The sequence below is a fragment of the Filomicrobium sp. genome (assembly GCF_025698805.1).
GTDB lineage: Bacteria > Pseudomonadota > Alphaproteobacteria > Rhizobiales > Hyphomicrobiaceae > Filomicrobium > Filomicrobium insigne.
Genome location: NZ_JAILWT010000017.1, coordinates 1 through 16,966, shown reverse-complemented (window position 1 = coordinate 16,966; position 16,966 = coordinate 1). Strand labels below are relative to the sequence as shown.

Genomic DNA, 16,966 nt, shown 5'->3' with positions numbered 1-16,966 from the left:
CGGCCGTACGGTCGGCGCGGGTGTTGTTGCCGCGATCGTCGAATAATGATCGCATCCGTTTTGGTGGCCCCTTAACAGGCCGCCAAAATGGGGCCAGTGGGCCGGGTTTGGATCGTAGCAGACTGTGGGGGATCGGGTGCTTGTTGTAACGAGTAACGATATCCCCGGTTACCGCGTGGTGCAGGTCATCGGGGTCGTTCGTGGGCTTTCCGTCCGGTCGCGTAGTTTGGCGGGAAATATCGGCGCTTCGATCCAGATCTTGTTTGGTGGTAACATTACGGTTTATACGACGTTAGCGGAGAGAGCGCGGCAAGACGCGTTTGATTTGCTAGTGGCGCAGGCGGAAAGCCGTGGGGCAAACGCTATTCTGGCCATGCGCTACGATGCCAACGAGATGGCCGCAGCGGTCACGGAAGTGCTCGCGTACGGTACGGCGGTGGTTGTTGAGCCAGAGTGATTGTGGCATAATTGTCGCAATCAAGCGGAAAATCCAATAGGTGCGTGACAAGTGTCCGAAACTCGGTTATTGGACACGGTCCCAGCTTTCCGGATTTGTCGAGGTCATGCGCTCGCCGAGCGCTCTAGGGGTGTAGCTCAATTGGTAGAGCGTCGGTCTCCAAAACCGAAGGTTGGGGGTTCGAGACCCTCCGCCCCTGCCAACAGACTGTCGGAAGAGTGGAGAGCAGACCCTGCGAACGAGGGCAGCGGGTCTGTTACTATTGCTGTGATGTGGTAGATCAGTCGATCTGCACATCCGGCGCATTGTGCGCTCTCATAAACTTGGCTCGAGATGGCAAGCTTCAATCCGTTTCAATTTATTCAAGAAGTGCGTCAAGAGACGTCCAAGGTTACTTGGCCGACCTGGAAAGAGGTCTGGATCACGACTATCATGGTATTAATCATGGTTTTCATGGCCGCCATCTTCTTCATGGTTGTTGACCAAATCATGGGATGGGCGGTCAATTTCGTACTGCGACTGGGTCGCTAGCGGCGATATCGCGACGTGTTGTCTGCGGAATCGGAAAGTGGATCCCGCAATTAATCAAAGCGAATAGAGACCGAACAATGGCCAAGCGCTGGTACATCGTGCATGCCTACACAAACTTCGAACGCAAGGTGGCGGACGCCATCAAAGAGCGCGCGAAAGCCGCCGGGCTCGAAGATGTGTTTGAAGAAGTGCTCGTTCCGACGGAAGAGGTTATCGAAGTTAAGCGCGGCCGGAAGGTGCAGACAGAGCGCAAGTTCCTGCCCGGCTATGTGCTTGTGAAGATGGAGATGACCGATCCGGCGTTCGTGCTGATCAAGAATACGCCTAAAGTGACAGGATTCCTCGGCGCTGATAGCAAGCCGATGGCGATCTCTGAAGACGAGGCGATGCGGATTCTGAATCAGGTCAAGGACGGGATTGAGCGGCCGAAGCCGACCATCACGTTCGAGGTTGGTGAATCCGTCAAGGTTTCCGATGGTCCTTTCGCGTCGTTCCAAGGCCACGTCGAGGAAGTGGACGAGGAGCGGGCGCGGCTCAAGGTGGCAGTTTCGATTTTCGGCCGGCCGACACCTGTCGAACTCGAGTTTGGGCAGGTTGAAAAAGTGGCGGGCTGATGCGCGCGCATGATCCACGCTAGTTCATGGGCGCTGTTCCCAAGGGAGATCAGGACTAGGAGATAAAGAGATTACCAAGAGCATGCGTGCTCGCGGTGAGACCAAGGTTCGTTCGTGCTAATGCGGCGGCCTTTACGTGCGGGAGGGTCCGCGCCGGTTGTCCGGCAAAGATCCGTGGACCGCTAACCCTGGGGAGTGTCACGCTTCCCGTTCTGTTCAGGGGATACTATGGCCAAGAAGATAGACGGCTACATCAACCTGCAGGTGCCTGCAGGTAAAGCCAATCCATCACCGCCGATCGGGCCTGCGCTCGGTCAGCGTGGTGTTAACATCATGGAATTCTGCAAGGCGTTCAACGCCAAAACGAAAGATATCGAACCGGATACACCGATTCCGGTGAAGATTACGGTCTACTCCGACCGCTCGTTTACCTTCATAATGAAAACGCCTCCGGCAACCTTCTTCCTCAAGAAGGCTGCGGGCCTCAAAACCACCGGCAAGCCCGGCGCAGGTTCCAAGGAACCCGGCCGCGGAACCGTTGGTCAGGTGACGATGGATCAGGTTCGCGAGATCGCGAAGACCAAGCTTGCAGATCTTAACACGGACGACATTGAGCAGGCGGCCCGCTCCATCGCGGGCTCTGCGCGTTCCATGGGCATCAGGGTGGTGGAGTAAGACAATGACAAAAGTTGCTCCAGAGCAAGTCAAGGCGACCCGGATCGCAGGTGGCAAACGCATGCTCTCCGTGTGGGACGGCATCGATCGCGACAAGGCCTATGATATCGACAGCGCGGTTAACCTGATCAAGGAACGTGCGAAGGCCAAATTTGACGAGACGGTTGAGATCTCGATGAACCTTGGCGTTGACCCCAAGCACGCTGATCAGATGGTGCGCGGCGTTTGCATGCTGCCGAACGGTTCCGGCCGTACGGCGCGTGTTGCGGTGTTTGCGCGCGGCGCAAAGGCGGACGAGGCAAAGGCTGCCGGTGCCGATGTTGTCGGTGCCGAGGAGCTCGTCGAAGAGGTTCAGAAGGGTAACATCAATTTTGACCGGTGCATCGCGACCCCGGACATGATGGGGCTCGTTGGTCGCCTGGGTAAGGTGCTCGGTCCGCGTGGCCTGATGCCGAACCCGCGCGTTGGAACGGTGACGATGGACGTTGCTGCGGCGGTTAGCGGCGCCAAGGGCGGCGCCGTTGAGTTCCGGGTTGAGAAGGCCGGCATCATTCACGGTGGCGTGGGTAAGGCCAGCTTCGGCACCGATGCGTTGGTGGAAAACATCCGCGCCTTCGTCGATGCCGTGGTCAAGGCGAAGCCAACGGGTGCCAAGGGCACCTATGTGAAGAAGGTTTCGATCAGCTCGACGATGGGGCCAGGCGTCAAGGTTGATGTCGGCACGGTTATGCCGGCGGCGACACCGGCTTAAGGCCCTCGCGCTTCGGCGCGCAGATGAAACGGAATTCCGGGTGATGAGCCCGGAAGATCCCACTCCCAGACCTTTCAAGACCGAGGGTCAGGAGTGGACCTGTCCGAGACTGCAGGTGGCGGATTTTCCTCATTTTCGAGGGCCGCCTTAAGCCCTTCGGGCCTGCATGAGATGGGAGATGTCGGATTTCGAGGCGCACATCACAGTGTGCCAAGAGTCCGGTTCAAATCTTCTCGGTCGCACCCCGTGCCGCTTGGCTCGGGAGGACAGGTACAAGCGCTGCCTATTAGCCGAAAATCGGCGAGGAGGCGGCACCTTGCAACCCGCGAGACCCTAATTTGGGGCTCGCAGACTAGGAGAGAGCAGTGGATAGAGCCGCGAAGAGTGAGCTCGTTGCAACGCTTCACGACGTCTTTAACGAGACGGGCGTGGTGGTGGTTGCCCACTATTCCGGTTTGACAGTCGCTCAGATGACCGACTACCGCTCCCGCGTTAAAGCGGCCGGCGGTAAGGTCAAGGTGGCTAAGAACCGGTTGGCCAAGCTCGCGCTCCAGGACACTCCAGCTTCCGGCATCGCCGACCTTTTCACGGGACCGACCTGCATTGCTTATTCGCAGGATCCGATCGCCGCTGCCAAGGTCGCTGTCGGCTACGCTAAGGAAAACGAAAAGCTCGTGATCCTCGGCGGCGCAATGGGGGAAACGGTCCTAGACGCGAACGCGGTCAAGGCACTCGCCGAGTTGCCCTCCTTGGATGAGCTCAGAGCCAAGCTTATCGGCCTGCTTAACGCTCCGGCGACGAAGATCGCCCGGACGGTTAAGGAGCCGGGTGCGACGCTCGCACGGGTTATCCAGGCGAAGGCCAGCGCCGGTGAGGCTGCCTAAGAGGGCAAGCGCCTGTAACGCAACGAAGACAGCAGTTCTCCGGAACTGCGCATGCAAACCAAATTTAGATTTGAACCGGAAGGAAAACGAAAATGGCTGATCTGTCCAAGATCGTCGAAGACCTGTCGTCGCTGACCGTCCTTGAGGCGGCTGAACTTGCCAAGATGTTGGAAGAAAAATGGGGCGTTTCAGCGGCTGCTGCAGTTGCTGTCGCAGCTGCTCCTGCTGGCGGCGCTGCTGCTGAAGCTGCTGAAGAGAAGACCGAGTTCGACATCGTTCTGGTCGACGCAGGCGACAAGAAGATCAACGTCATTAAAGAGGTTCGCGCCATCACCGGGCTCGGCCTGAAGGAAGCTAAGGATCTCGTCGAGGCGGGTGGTAAGACCGTGAAGGAAGCCGCTCCGAAGGACGAGGCTGAGGCCATCAAGAAGAAGCTCGAAGAGGCAGGTGCCAAGGTCGAGCTCAAGTAAGACGGCTTGGTGCATCCCCTTCCGCTTGGCGGGAGGGGATGTCCGCCCAAGACGGTTCTCCGGAGCGCCTAACGAAGAGGCGTCCCGGTGAGCCGTTTTAAGGCTTTTGGTGACGGTGCGCCGAAAGGTGTGCGGTTTGGAAATTCCCGGCTCGTTTACAGCCGGTCAGATCATGGCAGCAGTCCCGTGCGTGGGGGCGTTTGTTGCCGTAGCGCAAGACGCGGGAGTCCCAGTCCCCGCGAAACGAAGAGGAGCGATTATGGCTGAGGCATTCAACGGTCGCAAGCGCCTCCGGAAGAAGTTTGGCCACATCCGGGAAGTTGCCCAGATGCCGAACCTCATCGAGGTCCAGAAGAGCTCATACGACGACTTTCTGATGGTTCGTGAGCCGGAAGGTGGCCGCCCGGACGATCAGGGTTTGCAAGCGGTTTTCAAGTCGGTGTTTCCGATTTCGGATTTCGCGGGCAAGTCGACGCTTGAGTTTGTCCGTTATGAATTTGAGCCCCCGAAGTACGACGTCGATGAGTGCATGCAGCGCGATATGACCTATTCCGCGCCGCTGAAGGTGAAACTGCGCCTCATCGTGTTTGATATCAACGAAGAGACGGGCTCAAAGTCGATCAAGGACGTCAAAGAGCAGGACGTCTACATGGGCGACATGCCTCTGATGACGCAGAACGGTACGTTCGTCATCAACGGTACAGAGCGTGTTATCGTTTCACAGATGCACCGTAGCCCTGGTGTTTTCTTCGATCACGACCGCGGCCGTACGCACGTGAGCGGCAAGCTGCTGTTTGCGGCGCGTATCATCCCTTATCGTGGTTCGTGGCTCGATTTCGAATTCGATGCCAAGGATATTGTCTACGTTCGTATTGACCGGCGCCGTAAGCTGCCAGTGACGACGTTACTTTATGCGCTCGGTCTTAACGACGAAGAGATCCTGGCGACGTTTTACGATCAGATCCACATCAAGGAAAGCAAGCGCGGCTGGAAGATGCCGTTCGTGGCCGAGAAGTGGCGCGGCGTTACGCCGGTCTCTGACCTGTTGGACGCGAAGACGGGTAAGGTCGTTGTCAATGCCGGCGAGAAGGTCACGGCACGGACGGCACGACAGCTTGCGGAAAACGGTCTTAATGAGCTGCTCGTCAGTTCAGAAGATCTGTCGGGCAGGTACCTCGCTCAGGATATCGTCAATCTTGAGACGGGTGAGATTTATGCGGAAGCAGGTTCGGAGCTCGACGCTAAGCTTCTGGCTGAGCTGAAAGATGAGAAGGTCAGGGAATTCCCGATTCTCGACATTGACCATGTCAACGTCGGAGCCTTCATTCGTAACACGCTCAATGTTGACAAGAACGCCAACCAGGACGAGGCGTTGATGGACATCTACCGGGTCATGCGGCCCGGTGAGCCGCCGACGATTGAAGCGGCGACAAACCTGTTCCACGGCTTGTTCTTTGACCCTGAGCGTTATGACCTTTCTGCGGTCGGTCGCGTGAAGATGAACATGCGTCTTACCGAGTTGGAAGGTTTCGAGCCGGCGGAGGATACGGTTCGTGTTCTGCGTGGCGACGACATCCTCGGCGTGATCCGGACACTTGTCGGCCTGCGCGACGGACGTGGCGATATTGATGATATCGATCACCTTGGCAACCGGCGCGTGCGCTCGGTCGGCGAGTTGATGGAAAATCAATACCGGCTCGGCCTCCTGCGCATGGAGCGCGCGATCAAGGAGCGCATGTCATCGGTCGATATCGACACGGTGATGCCGCAGGATCTGATCAACGCTAAGCCGGCAGCGGCGGCGGTGCGGGAGTTCTTCGGTTCCTCGCAGCTCTCGCAGTTCATGGATCAGACCAACCCATTGTCCGAGATCACGCACAAGCGTCGTCTATCGGCGCTGGGGCCAGGTGGTCTGACGCGCGAGCGTGCCGGCTTCGAGGTGCGTGACGTGCATCCAACGCACTACGGTCGCATCTGTCCGATTGAAACGCCGGAAGGTCCGAACATCGGCCTCATCAACTCGCTGGCGACATTTGCGCGGGTCAACAAGTATGGCTTCATCGAGAGCCCCTATCGCCGTGTCATCGACGGTAAGGTGACGGATGAGGTTGTCTACCTGTCGGCGATGGAGGAGATGCGCCATCACGTTGCGCAGGCGAACGCCGACATCGACGAGGGTGGCAACCTAACAGGCGACCTGATCAACTGTCGTTATCAGGGCGACGTCATATTGGTGCCGCGTGATCTCGTGGACTACATCGACGTTTCGCCGAAGCAGCTTGTGTCGGTTGCGGCCGCTCTTATTCCGTTCCTTGAAAATGACGACGCTAACCGCGCTCTGATGGGCTCGAACATGCAGCGTCAGGCGGTGCCGTTGATCAAGGCGGAAGCGCCTCTGGTCGGAACGGGCATGGAAGAGGTCGTTGCGCGTGACTCTGGTGCTGCGATTGCAGCCCGGCGGACCGGCATTGTGGATCAGGTTGATGCAACTCGTATCGTTATCCGTGCTACGGAGGAAGCTGATCCTTCCAAGCCTGGCGTCGACATCTATCGTTTGCGCAAGTTCCAACGTTCGAACCAGAACACCTGTATCAACCAGCGTCCGCTGGTCAACGTTGGCGACTACGTCCGCGAGGGTGAAATCCTAGCGGATGGTCCGTCGACGGATCTCGGTGATCTGGCTCTGGGTAAGAACGTGCTCGTCGCGTTCATGCCGTGGATGGGCTACAACTTCGAGGACTCCATCCTCATGTCCGAGCGCGTCGTTTCCGACGACGTGTTCACCTCGATTCACATCGAGGAATTTGAGGTGATGGCGCGAGACACGAAGCTCGGGCCGGAGGAAATCACGCGTGATATTCCGAACGTTTCGGAAGAAGCTCTGAAGAACCTCGACGAAGCCGGCATCGTTTACATCGGTGCGGAAGTGCATCCAGGCGACATTCTGGTCGGCAAGATTACGCCGAAGGGTGAGAGCCCGATGACGCCGGAAGAAAAGCTTCTGCGCGCCATCTTCGGTGAAAAGGCTTCGGACGTGCGTGACACGTCGTTGCGCCTGCCACCGGGTGTCGTCGGTACGATCGTTGAAGTTCGCGTGTTCAACCGTCACGGCGTCGATAAAGACGAGCGTGCGATGGCGATCGAGCGCGAGGAAATCGAGCGGCTCGCGAAGGACCGTGATGACGAATTGCAGATTCTTGATCGCAACGTCTATGCGCGGTTGAAGGAGTCGCTCCTCGGTAAAGAGGTCGCCAAGGGACCGAAGGGTGCCCGTAAGGGTACAATTATCGACGATACTATCCTGGACGAGATTCCTCGCAGCCAGTGGTGGGAAATCGGTCTGGCCGATGAAAAGGCGCAGGCTGAGGTCGAGGCGATCCAGAAGCAGTACGAAGACGCGAAGAAGAGCCTTGAGCGCCGCTTCGTCGATAAGGTCGACAAGCTTCAGCGTGGTGACGAATTGCCTCCGGGCGTGATGAAGATGGTCAAAGTCTTCGTCGCCGTGAAGCGCAAGATCCAGCCCGGCGACAAGATGGCCGGACGTCACGGCAACAAGGGTGTCGTGTCGCAGATCGTGCCCAAGGAAGATATGCCGTTCCTGGAGGATGGTACTCCAGTCGACGTCGTGCTCAATCCGCTTGGCGTGCCTTCGCGCATGAACGTGGGGCAGATCCTGGAGACTCACCTTGGCTGGGCGTGCCGCGGTCTCGGCCGCGCCATAGATCAGGCGCTGGAGGAGTTCCGTGCGTCCGGTGAGATGAAGGCGCTCGAGTCGCAGCTTGCTACCGTCTACGGCAAGGACCATGTCGATGAAGTGGTGCCGACCAATGATGACAAGGTCGTGCTGGCTGAGCAGCTCAAGACGGGTGTGCCGATTGCAACGCCGGTCTTCGACGGTGCGCGCGAGCCGGACATTGTCGAGATGCTGAAGGCCGCCGGGTTCGATACTTCGGGCCAGGTCACGCTGTATGATGGACGTACCGGTGAGCCATTCGATCGTAAGGTTACGGTTGGCTACAAGTACATCCTGAAGCTGCATCACCTTGTCGACGATAAGATCCACGCCCGGTCCATCGGACCCTACTCACTCGTTACGCAGCAGCCGCTGGGTGGTAAGGCCCAGTTCGGTGGTCAGCGCTTCGGTGAAATGGAGGTCTGGGCTCTGGAAGCTTACGGCGCCGCGTACACGCTGCAGGAAATGCTTACGGTCAAGTCGGACGACGTCGCCGGCCGTACTAAGGTCTACGAGGCGATCGTCCGCGGTGACGACGCATTCGAGGCTGGCGTGCCGGAGAGCTTCAACGTGCTCGTGAAGGAAATGCGGGCCCTGGGCCTCAACGTCGAGCTCTTGAATTCAGAACGGCTTGCCGTTGACGACGAAACGGAAGAAGGCACGCCGCGGCCGCAACTGCCACCGGCCGCAGCCGAATAACAGGCTTGAGCATTCTGCCTCCCCGCTCATCGGAGTGGGGAGGCGTCACCTGCCTGGCACTTTAAGAATTTCAGGGACCGCCGCCCCCGCAGGTCCCGTCGAGGAGACTGCTGATGAACGAGATCACAAACATCTTCAAGACTCAGACGCCGTTGCCGACGTTCGATCAGATCAAGATCTCGATCGCGAGCCCTGACGACATCCTGTCTTGGTCGTTCGGTGAGATCAAAAAGCCGGAGACGATCAACTACCGTACGTTCAAGCCGGAGCGTGACGGTTTGTTCTGCGCGCGCATTTTCGGTCCAATCAAGGACTACGAGTGCTTGTGCGGCAAGTACAAGCGGATGAAGTACAAGGGCCTGATCTGCGAAAAGTGCGGCGTCGAGGTGACGCTTGCAAAGGTCCGTCGTGAACGTATGGGCCACATCGAATTGGCGGCCCCGGTTGCGCACATCTGGTTCCTCAAGTCATTGCCGAGCCGTATCGGTTTGCTGCTTGATATGGCACTCAAGGATCTGGAGCGGGTTCTTTATTTCGAGAACTACGTTGTCATTGAGCCGGGCATCACCCCGTTCAAGGAAAAGCAGCTTCTTACCGAAGACCAGTACAACGAGGCGATCGAGGAGTATGGCGCGGACAGCTTCACGGCCGGTATCGGCGCTGAGGCGATCCGCGAGATTCTGTCAGCTATGGATCTGCCGAAGATCCGCGACGACCTGCGCCAGGAAATCGCTGAAGCCACGACGGAACTGAAGCCTAAGAAGCTTGGTAAGCGGCTTAAGGTCATCGAGGCCTTTATCGAATCCGGTAATCGTCCGGAATGGATGATCCTCACGGTCGTTCCGGTGATCCCGCCCGAGCTGCGTCCGCTGGTGCCGCTCGATGGTGGACGTTTTGCGACGTCTGACCTCAACGACCTCTATCGCCGTGTCATCAACCGTAACAACCGTCTGAAGCGGCTCATGGAGCTGCGTGCGCCGGATATCATCATCCGTAACGAAAAGCGCATGCTGCAGGAGTCAGTCGACGCGCTGTTCGATAACGGCCGCCGCGGCCGTGTTATCACGGGTGCGAATAAGCGTCCGTTGAAGTCGCTCGCGGATATGCTCAAGGGTAAGCAGGGCCGCTTCCGTCAGAACCTGCTCGGTAAGCGTGTCGACTACTCTGGCCGTTCAGTGATCGTGGTTGGTCCTGAATTGAAACTGCATCAGTGCGGTCTGCCGAAGAAGATGGCGCTTGAGCTCTTCAAGCCGTTCATCTATGCGAGGCTACAGGCGCTGGGGCAGGCGGCTACCGTTAAGCAGGCCAAGAAGCTTGTTGAGAAGGAAAAGCCGGAGGTCTGGGACGTCCTCGATGAGGTTATCCGTGAGCATCCGGTGATGCTCAACCGTGCTCCGACGCTGCACAGACTTGGCATTCAGGCGTTCGAGCCGACGCTGATTGAAGGTAAGGCTATTCAGCTGCATCCGTTGGTTTGCGCGGCGTTCAACGCCGACTTCGACGGCGACCAGATGGCTGTCCACGTACCGCTGTCACTGGAAGCCCAGCTTGAAGCACGCGTGCTGATGATGTCGACCAACAACATTCTGCATCCGGCCAACGGGCAGCCAATTATCGTGCCGTCGCAGGATATCGTGCTTGGTCTGTACTACCTGTCTCTGATCTCGGACAAAGAGCCGGGTGAAGGCATGATGTTCGGTTCGGTCAACGAGGTGCACCACGCTCTCGAGTCTGGTGCCGTGGCATTGCACGCCAAGATCAAGGGGCGCTTTGAGACGGTTGATGCCGAAGGGAATCCGGTGCGCGAGGTCTATGACACGACGCCGGGCCGCATGATCCTCGGTGAATTGCTGCCACGCAATGCGACGGTAAAATTCGATCTGGTGAACCAGCTTCTGACGAAGAAAGCTATCTCGAAGATGATCGATGCCGTCTACCGCAACTGCGGTCAGAAGGAGACGGTGATCTTCTGCGACCGGATCATGAGCCTTGGCTTCAATCATGCGTTCAAGGCCGGTATTTCCTTCGGCAAGGACGACATGCAGATCCCGTCGAGCAAGTCGGGCATCATGGCCGAGACCGAGGAACTGGTTCGCGAATTCGAACAGCAGTACAACGACGGTCTGATCACCCAGCTTGAGAAGTACAACAAGGTGGTCGACGCATGGTCGAAGTGTACGGACCGGGTCGCCAAGGAAATGATGGATCGCATCTCGGCGACCGAGAAGCTTCCTGACGGACGCGATAAGCCGATCAACTCGATCTACATGATGAGCCACTCGGGTGCGCGTGGTTCGCCGACCCAGATGCGTCAGCTTGCTGCGATGCGCGGTCTTATGACCAAGCCGTCGGGTGAGATCATCGAGACGCCGATTAAGGCTAACTTTAAAGAAGGTTTGTCGGTTCTTGAGTACTTCAACTCGACCCACGGTGCCCGGAAGGGTCTTGCGGATACGGCGTTGAAGACGGCGAACTCGGGTTATCTGACCCGTCGTCTCGTTGACGTTGCGCAGGATGCGATTATCTCCGAGCCGGATTGCGGAACGGATGCAGGCATCAAGATTCAGGCGGTCGTCGATGCCGGTCAGGTTATCGTGTCCCTGGGACAGCGTGCGCTCGGCCGTACGGCAGCGGAAGACGTCATTGATCCTTCTTCCGGCGAGGTGATCATCAAGACCGGTGAGATGATCGAGGAACGACATGTCGAGGCTCTCGCCGCGGCAGAGGTGCAGGAACTGCGCATCCGCTCGGTGCTGACCTGTGAGACGATTACCGGCGTTTGTGGCAAATGCTACGGCCGTGACTTGGCCCGTGGTACGCCGGTCAATATTGGTGAGGCCGTGGGTGTTATCGCGGCCCAGTCGATCGGTGAGCCCGGTACCCAGCTTACTATGCGTACGTTCCACATCGGCGGTACGGCGCAGGTGGTTGATACGTCGTTCATCGAGTCGAGCTTCAACGGCACAGTGTCGATCCGCAACCGTGCCATGGTCAAAGACAGCCAGGGCCGTTTAGTCGCCATGGGCCGGACGATGGCTGTGGTCATCAGCGATCAATCGGGTAAAGAGCTTGCGACGCACAAGATTCCTTACGGCGCTCGATTGCACGTTGACGAAGGGGATACCGTCAAACGCGGTACACGGCTCGCACAATGGGATCCATACACTCGTCCGATCCTGACCGAAGTTGATGGCATCGTTTCGTTTGAGGACCTTGTGGAAGGCGCCTCAGTGCGTGAGCAAACCGACGAGGTGAAGGGTACGACCAACCGCGTCGTTATCGATTGGCGCGCTTCGCCGCGTGGGGCGGAGCTCAAGCCCGCGATTGTCATTAAGGACAAGGACGGTAATCCGATCAAAGTGGCGCGTGGTGGCGATGCGCGTTATCTGCTGTCGGTCGATGCCATTTTGTCAGTGGATGGGAACACCGAGGTCAAGGCTGGTGACGTGCTGGCACGTAGCCCGCTGGCGTCGGCTAAGTCGGGTGACATCACCGGCGGTCTGCCGCGAGTCGCTGAATTGTTCGAAGCACGGCGTCCTAAGGATCACGCGATCATCGCTGAAATCTCCGGAGTCGTTGAGTTCGGTAAGGACTATAAGAACAAGCAGCGTATCGCGATCCGTCCGCACGACGATGGTTCAAGCGACGAGCCACAAGAGGCAGTGGAATATCTCATTCCACGTGGCAAGAACCTGACCGTCCAGCACGGTGATCATATCGAACGCGGTGATTACATCTACGATGGCCACCCGGCACCGCACGACATCCTGGCGATTAAGGGCGTCGAGGAACTGGCGAACTATCTCATTAACGAGATCCAGGACGTTTACCGGCTGCAGGGCGTGACCATTAACGACAAGCACATTGAAGTGATTGTCCGGCAGATGCTGCAGAAGGTCGAAATCACCGACACCGGTGAGACCGACATGATTAAGGGTGAGCAGATCGATCGCATCGAGTTCGACGAGCGGAACCTCGCGGCGGAAAAGGCTGGTCAACGCCCCGCGACTGCGATCCCTGTTCTTCTGGGCATCACGAAGGCGTCGCTGCAAACGCGCTCGTTCATCTCTGCGGCTTCGTTCCAGGAGACGACACGCGTGCTTACCGACGCTGCCGTCAATGGCAAGGCGGATACGCTGGAAGGGCTCAAGGAGAACGTCATCGTCGGCCGTCTCATCCCAGCTGGTACGGGCGGGATGCTGCGGCGGCTGCGTAGCATTGCCGGCAAGCGTGACGATCTCATCGCCAAGGAGCGTGCTCGTATGGATGATCAAGCTATCGCCGGACCCGACGGTGACGGCACGGGTGGGCGCCGGCGGCGGCGCTCCAGCGAGGAGGCGGCTGAGTAAGAGCCGAGAATCATCGCCAGAAATCGATACCGCCGTGGTCCGTTACCTGGATCGCGGCGGTTTTGATTCTTGGGAAAGCGGGGAATTGGAGTAATATATGGTGCCGGAACCGAGTTGCTGCCTGCTCGTTCCGGTCCAAGACGCCCCCCGAAATGCGGGCGGATGATGATAGCGGTACGATGCGACAAAAATATTTCGGCTTTTTGCGGTGCAACTGTTGACCACTAACAAGCCTGTGTATATAGCTTCGCCACTCTAACGGTAGGCAGTAGGTGGTTATCGGGCAGTTGGCCCGGTCGTATTGTCGCCTATACGCTACCGTCAAGACGCAGAACACATTTCGGGCCATGACCTCAGCTTTCGGAGCTGATGGTCCTCTGGTTTTTTCGTGTTGAGCCCGCGAATGCGGCCGGGCCCGACATGGTGGATTTGGCGCTGGCGCCTGCCAGCGCGTGCATAGACCGGTGGACAAGGCGAATGCCGACAATACAACAGTTGATACGTAAACCCCGCGAGCAGAAGACCTACCGCGAAAAGTCGCGGCATATGGATGCTTGCCCGCAGAAGCGTGGTGTTTGCACGCGCGTCTACACGACGACGCCGAAGAAGCCGAACTCCGCTCTGCGTAAGGTTGCGAAGATCCGACTGACGAACGGCTACGAAGTCATCGGTTACATTCCGGGTGAAGGTCATAACCTCCAGGAGCACTCTGTTGTGCTCATTCGTGGTGGTCGCGTGAAAGACCTTCCTGGTGTGCGCTATCACATCGTCCGTGGCGTGCTCGATACGCAGGGTGTTGCGGATCGTAAGCAGCGCCGTTCGAAGTACGGTGCGAAGCGTCCGAAGTAAGTTTCGGCGAGAAGTAATGTTTGTGGAGCTCCGATGCTTCGGTGCTCCGGAAGTCAAGGGTCGCGAAGAGTGACCCGCAATCGGATCAAGAAGCTGAGGGCAGTAGCGCATGTCGCGTCGTCACCGAGCTGAGAAGCGAGAAATCAATCCGGACCCGAAGTTCGGAGACTTGATTGTCACGAAGTTCATGAATGCCGTCATGCGCGAGGGCAAAAAGTCGGTCGCTGAAACCATCGTTTACGGTGCCTTCGACCGTATGGAAGATAAGGCAAAGTCGGAAGCTTTGCCGATGTTCCATCAGGCCCTTGAGAATGTCATGCCGGCTGTTGAGGTTCGTTCGCGCCGCGTTGGTGGTGCGACGTACCAGGTCCCGGTCGAAGTGCGTAACGAGCGTCGTCAGGCTCTGGCGATCCGTTGGATAATCGCTGCGGCCCGGAACCGGAACGAGAATACGATGGTGGAGCGGCTGTCGGGCGAGTTGCTCGATGCTGCTAACAACCGCGGAACAGCGGTGAAGAAGCGCGAAGACACGCACAAGATGGCGGAAGCGAACCGCGCCTTCTCGCATTATCGCTGGTAAACTCTAGAGACCCTGAGGCTATCCATGGCTCGTGAATATAAAATCGAGGACTACCGCAATTTCGGCATCATGGCACACATCGATGCTGGAAAGACGACGACGACTGAGCGGATCCTCTTTTATACCGGCATCTCGCACAAGCTTGGTGAGACGCACGACGGTGCCTCGACCATGGATTTCATGGATCAGGAAGCCGAACGCGGAATTACCATTCAGTCGGCCGCGACGACCTGCTTCTGGCCCGGGCGTGATGGTAAGAAGCGGCGTCTGAACATTATCGACACTCCAGGCCACGTCGATTTCACCATTGAGGTCGAGCGTTCGCTGCGTGTGCTCGACGGTGCGGTGTGCGTGCTGGACTCGAACCAGGGCGTGGAGCCTCAGACCGAAACAGTCTGGCGGCAGGGCGACAAGTACAACGTTCCGCGTATCATCTTCGCCAACAAGATGGATAAGACCGGCGCCGACTTTTACATGTGCGTCGAGGACATTAAGGCGAAGCTTGGCGCGCGTCCGGTGCCTATTCAAATCCCGATCGGCGCGGAAAGTGATTTCCGCGGCGAAGTCGATCTCATCAAAATGAAGGGCTATGTCTGGGGCGGCGACGACAAGGGTGCTACCGTCACGGAAATCGAGATCCCATCTGAGCTTCTTGAACGCGCGCAGGAATTCCGTGCTTCGATGATTGAAGCTGCCGTTGAAATGGACGACGCGGCGATGGAGGCATACCTCGAGGGTAGTGAGCCAGACGAGGACACGCTGCGCAAACTGCTGCGCAAGGGCACGATTTCGGGCGCCTTCTATCCGATGGTCTGCGGCTCGGCTTTCAAGAACAAGGGCGTGCAGCCGCTACTCGATGCCGTCGTCGACTATCTGCCGAGCCCGTTGGATGTTCCGGCGATCAAAGGCATTAATCCGAAGGATGAGACGGTGATGGAGCGCAAGTCGTCGGATGACGAGCCGCTCGCTATGCTCGCCTTCAAGATCGCAAACTTCGAGCACGTCGGCTCCATCACGTTCTGCCGCATCTACTCTGGTAAGGTCGAGCAGGGCGTGAGCTTGCTCAATAGCACGCGCGACAAGAAGGAGCGCGTCGGGCGTATGTATATGATGCACGCAGAGGACCGTAAGGCGATCGAAAATGCCTACGCCGGCGACATCATCGCGCTGCAGGGGCTCAAAGATACGCGGACCGGTGAAACGCTGTGCGATCCTACGAAGCCCATCATTCTTGAGAAGATGGAGTTCCCGGATCCGGTCATCGAGATGAAGATCGAGCCAAAAACCAAGGCTGATCAGGAGAAGATGGCGCTGGCGCTCAACGAAATGGCGCTTGAGGATCCTTCGTTCCGCGTGTCGGTCGATCAGGAGTCGGGAGAAACCATCCTCAAGGGTATGGGCGAACTCCACCTCGACATCAAAGTCGACATTCTGCGGCGGACCCACCACGTAGATGCGAACACGGGCGCGCCGCAGGTGGCCTATCGCGAGAGCCTCGCGCGGGCTAGCGAGATTGATTACACGCACAAGAAGCAGACTGGTGGTACCGGCCAATTTGCTCGCGTGAAAATGCGTCTCGAGCCCAACGAGATCGGTGGCGGCAACGTGTTCGCGTCCGAGATCGTCGGTGGCTCGGTGCCGAAGGAATACATTCCTGGCGTGGAAAAGGGCGTCAAGTCGGTTTGGGAAACGGGCATGCTTATCGGCTTCCCAATGGTCGACATGAAGGTCACCCTGTTTGACGGTGCTTTCCACGAAGTCGACTCGTCCGCGATTGCGTTCGAAATCGCAGCGCGCGCAGCGATGCGTGAAGGCTGTGAGAAGGGTGGCATTAAGCTGCTCGAGCCCGTGATGGACGTTGAGATCGTGTCTCCGCAGGAATTCGTCGGTGGCATTATCGGCGATGTGAACTCGCGGCGTGGCCAGATCCGTAGCCAGGAAATGCGCGGCAACGCAACGGTGATCAAAGCCTTCGTGCCGCTGGCGAACATGTTCGGTTACATCAACACGTTGCGGTCGATGTCGACTGGGCGTGCGCAGTACTCGATGCAGTTTGCACATTATGCCGAGGTGCCGCGGAACGTGGCAGATGAGGTTAAGGCGAAGTACGCCTAAGGAATTTGCGGCGGCCCCGATGGCCGTCGCAGTCTAGCCTTGTAGAGAGACTTTTAAAGAGTCGATCGTCGGGCGGAACGAATTTGGAATTGAGACGAGACCCGCGGGTCAGCAACTAAAGATGGAGAGCCGGAGCAATGGCCAAGGCGAAATTCGAGCGGACGAAGCCGCACGTAAACATCGGCACGATCGGTCACGTTGACCACGGAAAGACGTCTCTGACGGCAGCGATCACGAAGGTATTGGCTGAGACGGGTGG

The 16,966-nt window shown here is 58.0% G+C and carries 13 protein-coding genes and 1 tRNA gene; all 14 read left to right on the top strand.

Going from position 1 to position 16,966, the window contains the following annotated elements; all coding sequences use genetic code 11:
- Nucleotides 1-136: 136 nt before the first annotated feature.
- Nucleotides 137-457, top strand: a complete 321-nt coding sequence (locus tag K5845_RS20585; protein WP_090230873.1) for a YbjQ family protein — start codon at nucleotides 137-139, stop codon at nucleotides 455-457.
- A 126-nt stretch (nucleotides 458-583) separates the two neighbouring features.
- Nucleotides 584-659, top strand: a tRNA-Trp gene (locus K5845_RS20580).
- A 131-nt stretch (nucleotides 660-790) separates the two neighbouring features.
- Complete coding sequence (gene secE / locus K5845_RS20575) at nucleotides 791-988, top strand: preprotein translocase subunit SecE (RefSeq protein ID WP_090230870.1); 198 nt, start codon at nucleotides 791-793, stop codon at nucleotides 986-988.
- Between the two features lie 77 nt (nucleotides 989-1,065).
- A complete protein-coding gene (gene nusG, locus K5845_RS20570; protein ID WP_090230868.1) occupies nucleotides 1,066-1,602 on the top strand; it encodes a transcription termination/antitermination protein NusG in 537 nt (178 codons plus the stop codon).
- A 228-nt stretch (nucleotides 1,603-1,830) separates the two neighbouring features.
- Nucleotides 1,831-2,277, top strand: coding sequence for a 50S ribosomal protein L11 (rplK, locus tag K5845_RS20565; RefSeq protein WP_090230865.1), 447 nt, complete (start codon nucleotides 1,831-1,833; stop codon nucleotides 2,275-2,277).
- A gap of 43 nt (nucleotides 2,278-2,320) precedes the next feature.
- Entirely contained in the window at nucleotides 2,321-3,028 is a 708-nt protein-coding gene (gene rplA / locus K5845_RS20560; protein WP_090230876.1) for a 50S ribosomal protein L1, read from the top strand.
- 365 nt (nucleotides 3,029-3,393) lie between these two features.
- Nucleotides 3,394-3,912 carry a 50S ribosomal protein L10 gene (gene rplJ, locus K5845_RS20555; RefSeq protein ID WP_090230862.1) on the top strand — a complete coding sequence of 173 codons (519 nt, stop codon included), beginning with the start codon at nucleotides 3,394-3,396 and terminating at the stop codon, nucleotides 3,910-3,912.
- Between the two features lie 92 nt (nucleotides 3,913-4,004).
- Nucleotides 4,005-4,382: a 50S ribosomal protein L7/L12 gene (gene rplL, locus K5845_RS20550; protein ID WP_090230859.1), complete on the top strand. Its 378-nt coding sequence runs from the start codon at nucleotides 4,005-4,007 to the stop codon at nucleotides 4,380-4,382.
- Between the two features lie 259 nt (nucleotides 4,383-4,641).
- Nucleotides 4,642-8,814, top strand: coding sequence for a DNA-directed RNA polymerase subunit beta (rpoB, locus tag K5845_RS20545; protein ID WP_090230855.1), 4,173 nt, complete (start codon nucleotides 4,642-4,644; stop codon nucleotides 8,812-8,814).
- A 113-nt stretch (nucleotides 8,815-8,927) separates the two neighbouring features.
- A complete protein-coding gene (gene rpoC, locus K5845_RS20540) occupies nucleotides 8,928-13,163 on the top strand; it encodes a DNA-directed RNA polymerase subunit beta' (protein ID WP_287959901.1) in 4,236 nt (1,411 codons plus the stop codon).
- Between the two features lie 477 nt (nucleotides 13,164-13,640).
- Complete coding sequence (rpsL, locus tag K5845_RS20535) at nucleotides 13,641-14,012, top strand: 30S ribosomal protein S12 (protein ID WP_090230850.1); 372 nt, start codon at nucleotides 13,641-13,643, stop codon at nucleotides 14,010-14,012.
- 109 nt (nucleotides 14,013-14,121) lie between these two features.
- A complete protein-coding gene (rpsG, locus tag K5845_RS20530) occupies nucleotides 14,122-14,592 on the top strand; it encodes a 30S ribosomal protein S7 (protein WP_090230848.1) in 471 nt (156 codons plus the stop codon).
- A 24-nt stretch (nucleotides 14,593-14,616) separates the two neighbouring features.
- Nucleotides 14,617-16,707 carry an elongation factor G gene (gene fusA / locus K5845_RS20525; RefSeq protein ID WP_090230846.1) on the top strand — a complete coding sequence of 697 codons (2,091 nt, stop codon included), beginning with the start codon at nucleotides 14,617-14,619 and terminating at the stop codon, nucleotides 16,705-16,707.
- A 137-nt stretch (nucleotides 16,708-16,844) separates the two neighbouring features.
- On the top strand, nucleotides 16,845-16,966 hold a 122-nt coding region (locus tag K5845_RS20520; protein ID WP_287958706.1), incomplete at its 3' end, for a GTP-binding protein.

Coding starts and splice junctions, on each gene's coding strand:
- secE (WP_090230870.1), top strand. CDS start 791: ATGGCAAGCTTCAATCCGTTTCAATTTATTCAAGAAGTGCGTCAAGAG.
- nusG (WP_090230868.1), top strand. CDS start 1,066: ATGGCCAAGCGCTGGTACATCGTGCATGCCTACACAAACTTCGAACGC.
- rplK (WP_090230865.1), top strand. CDS start 1,831: ATGGCCAAGAAGATAGACGGCTACATCAACCTGCAGGTGCCTGCAGGT.
- rplL (WP_090230859.1), top strand. CDS start 4,005: ATGGCTGATCTGTCCAAGATCGTCGAAGACCTGTCGTCGCTGACCGTC.
- rpoB (WP_090230855.1), top strand. CDS start 4,642: ATGGCTGAGGCATTCAACGGTCGCAAGCGCCTCCGGAAGAAGTTTGGC.
- rpoC (WP_287959901.1), top strand. CDS start 8,928: ATGAACGAGATCACAAACATCTTCAAGACTCAGACGCCGTTGCCGACG.
- rpsL (WP_090230850.1), top strand. CDS start 13,641: ATGCCGACAATACAACAGTTGATACGTAAACCCCGCGAGCAGAAGACC.
- rpsG (WP_090230848.1), top strand. CDS start 14,122: ATGTCGCGTCGTCACCGAGCTGAGAAGCGAGAAATCAATCCGGACCCG.
- fusA (WP_090230846.1), top strand. CDS start 14,617: ATGGCTCGTGAATATAAAATCGAGGACTACCGCAATTTCGGCATCATG.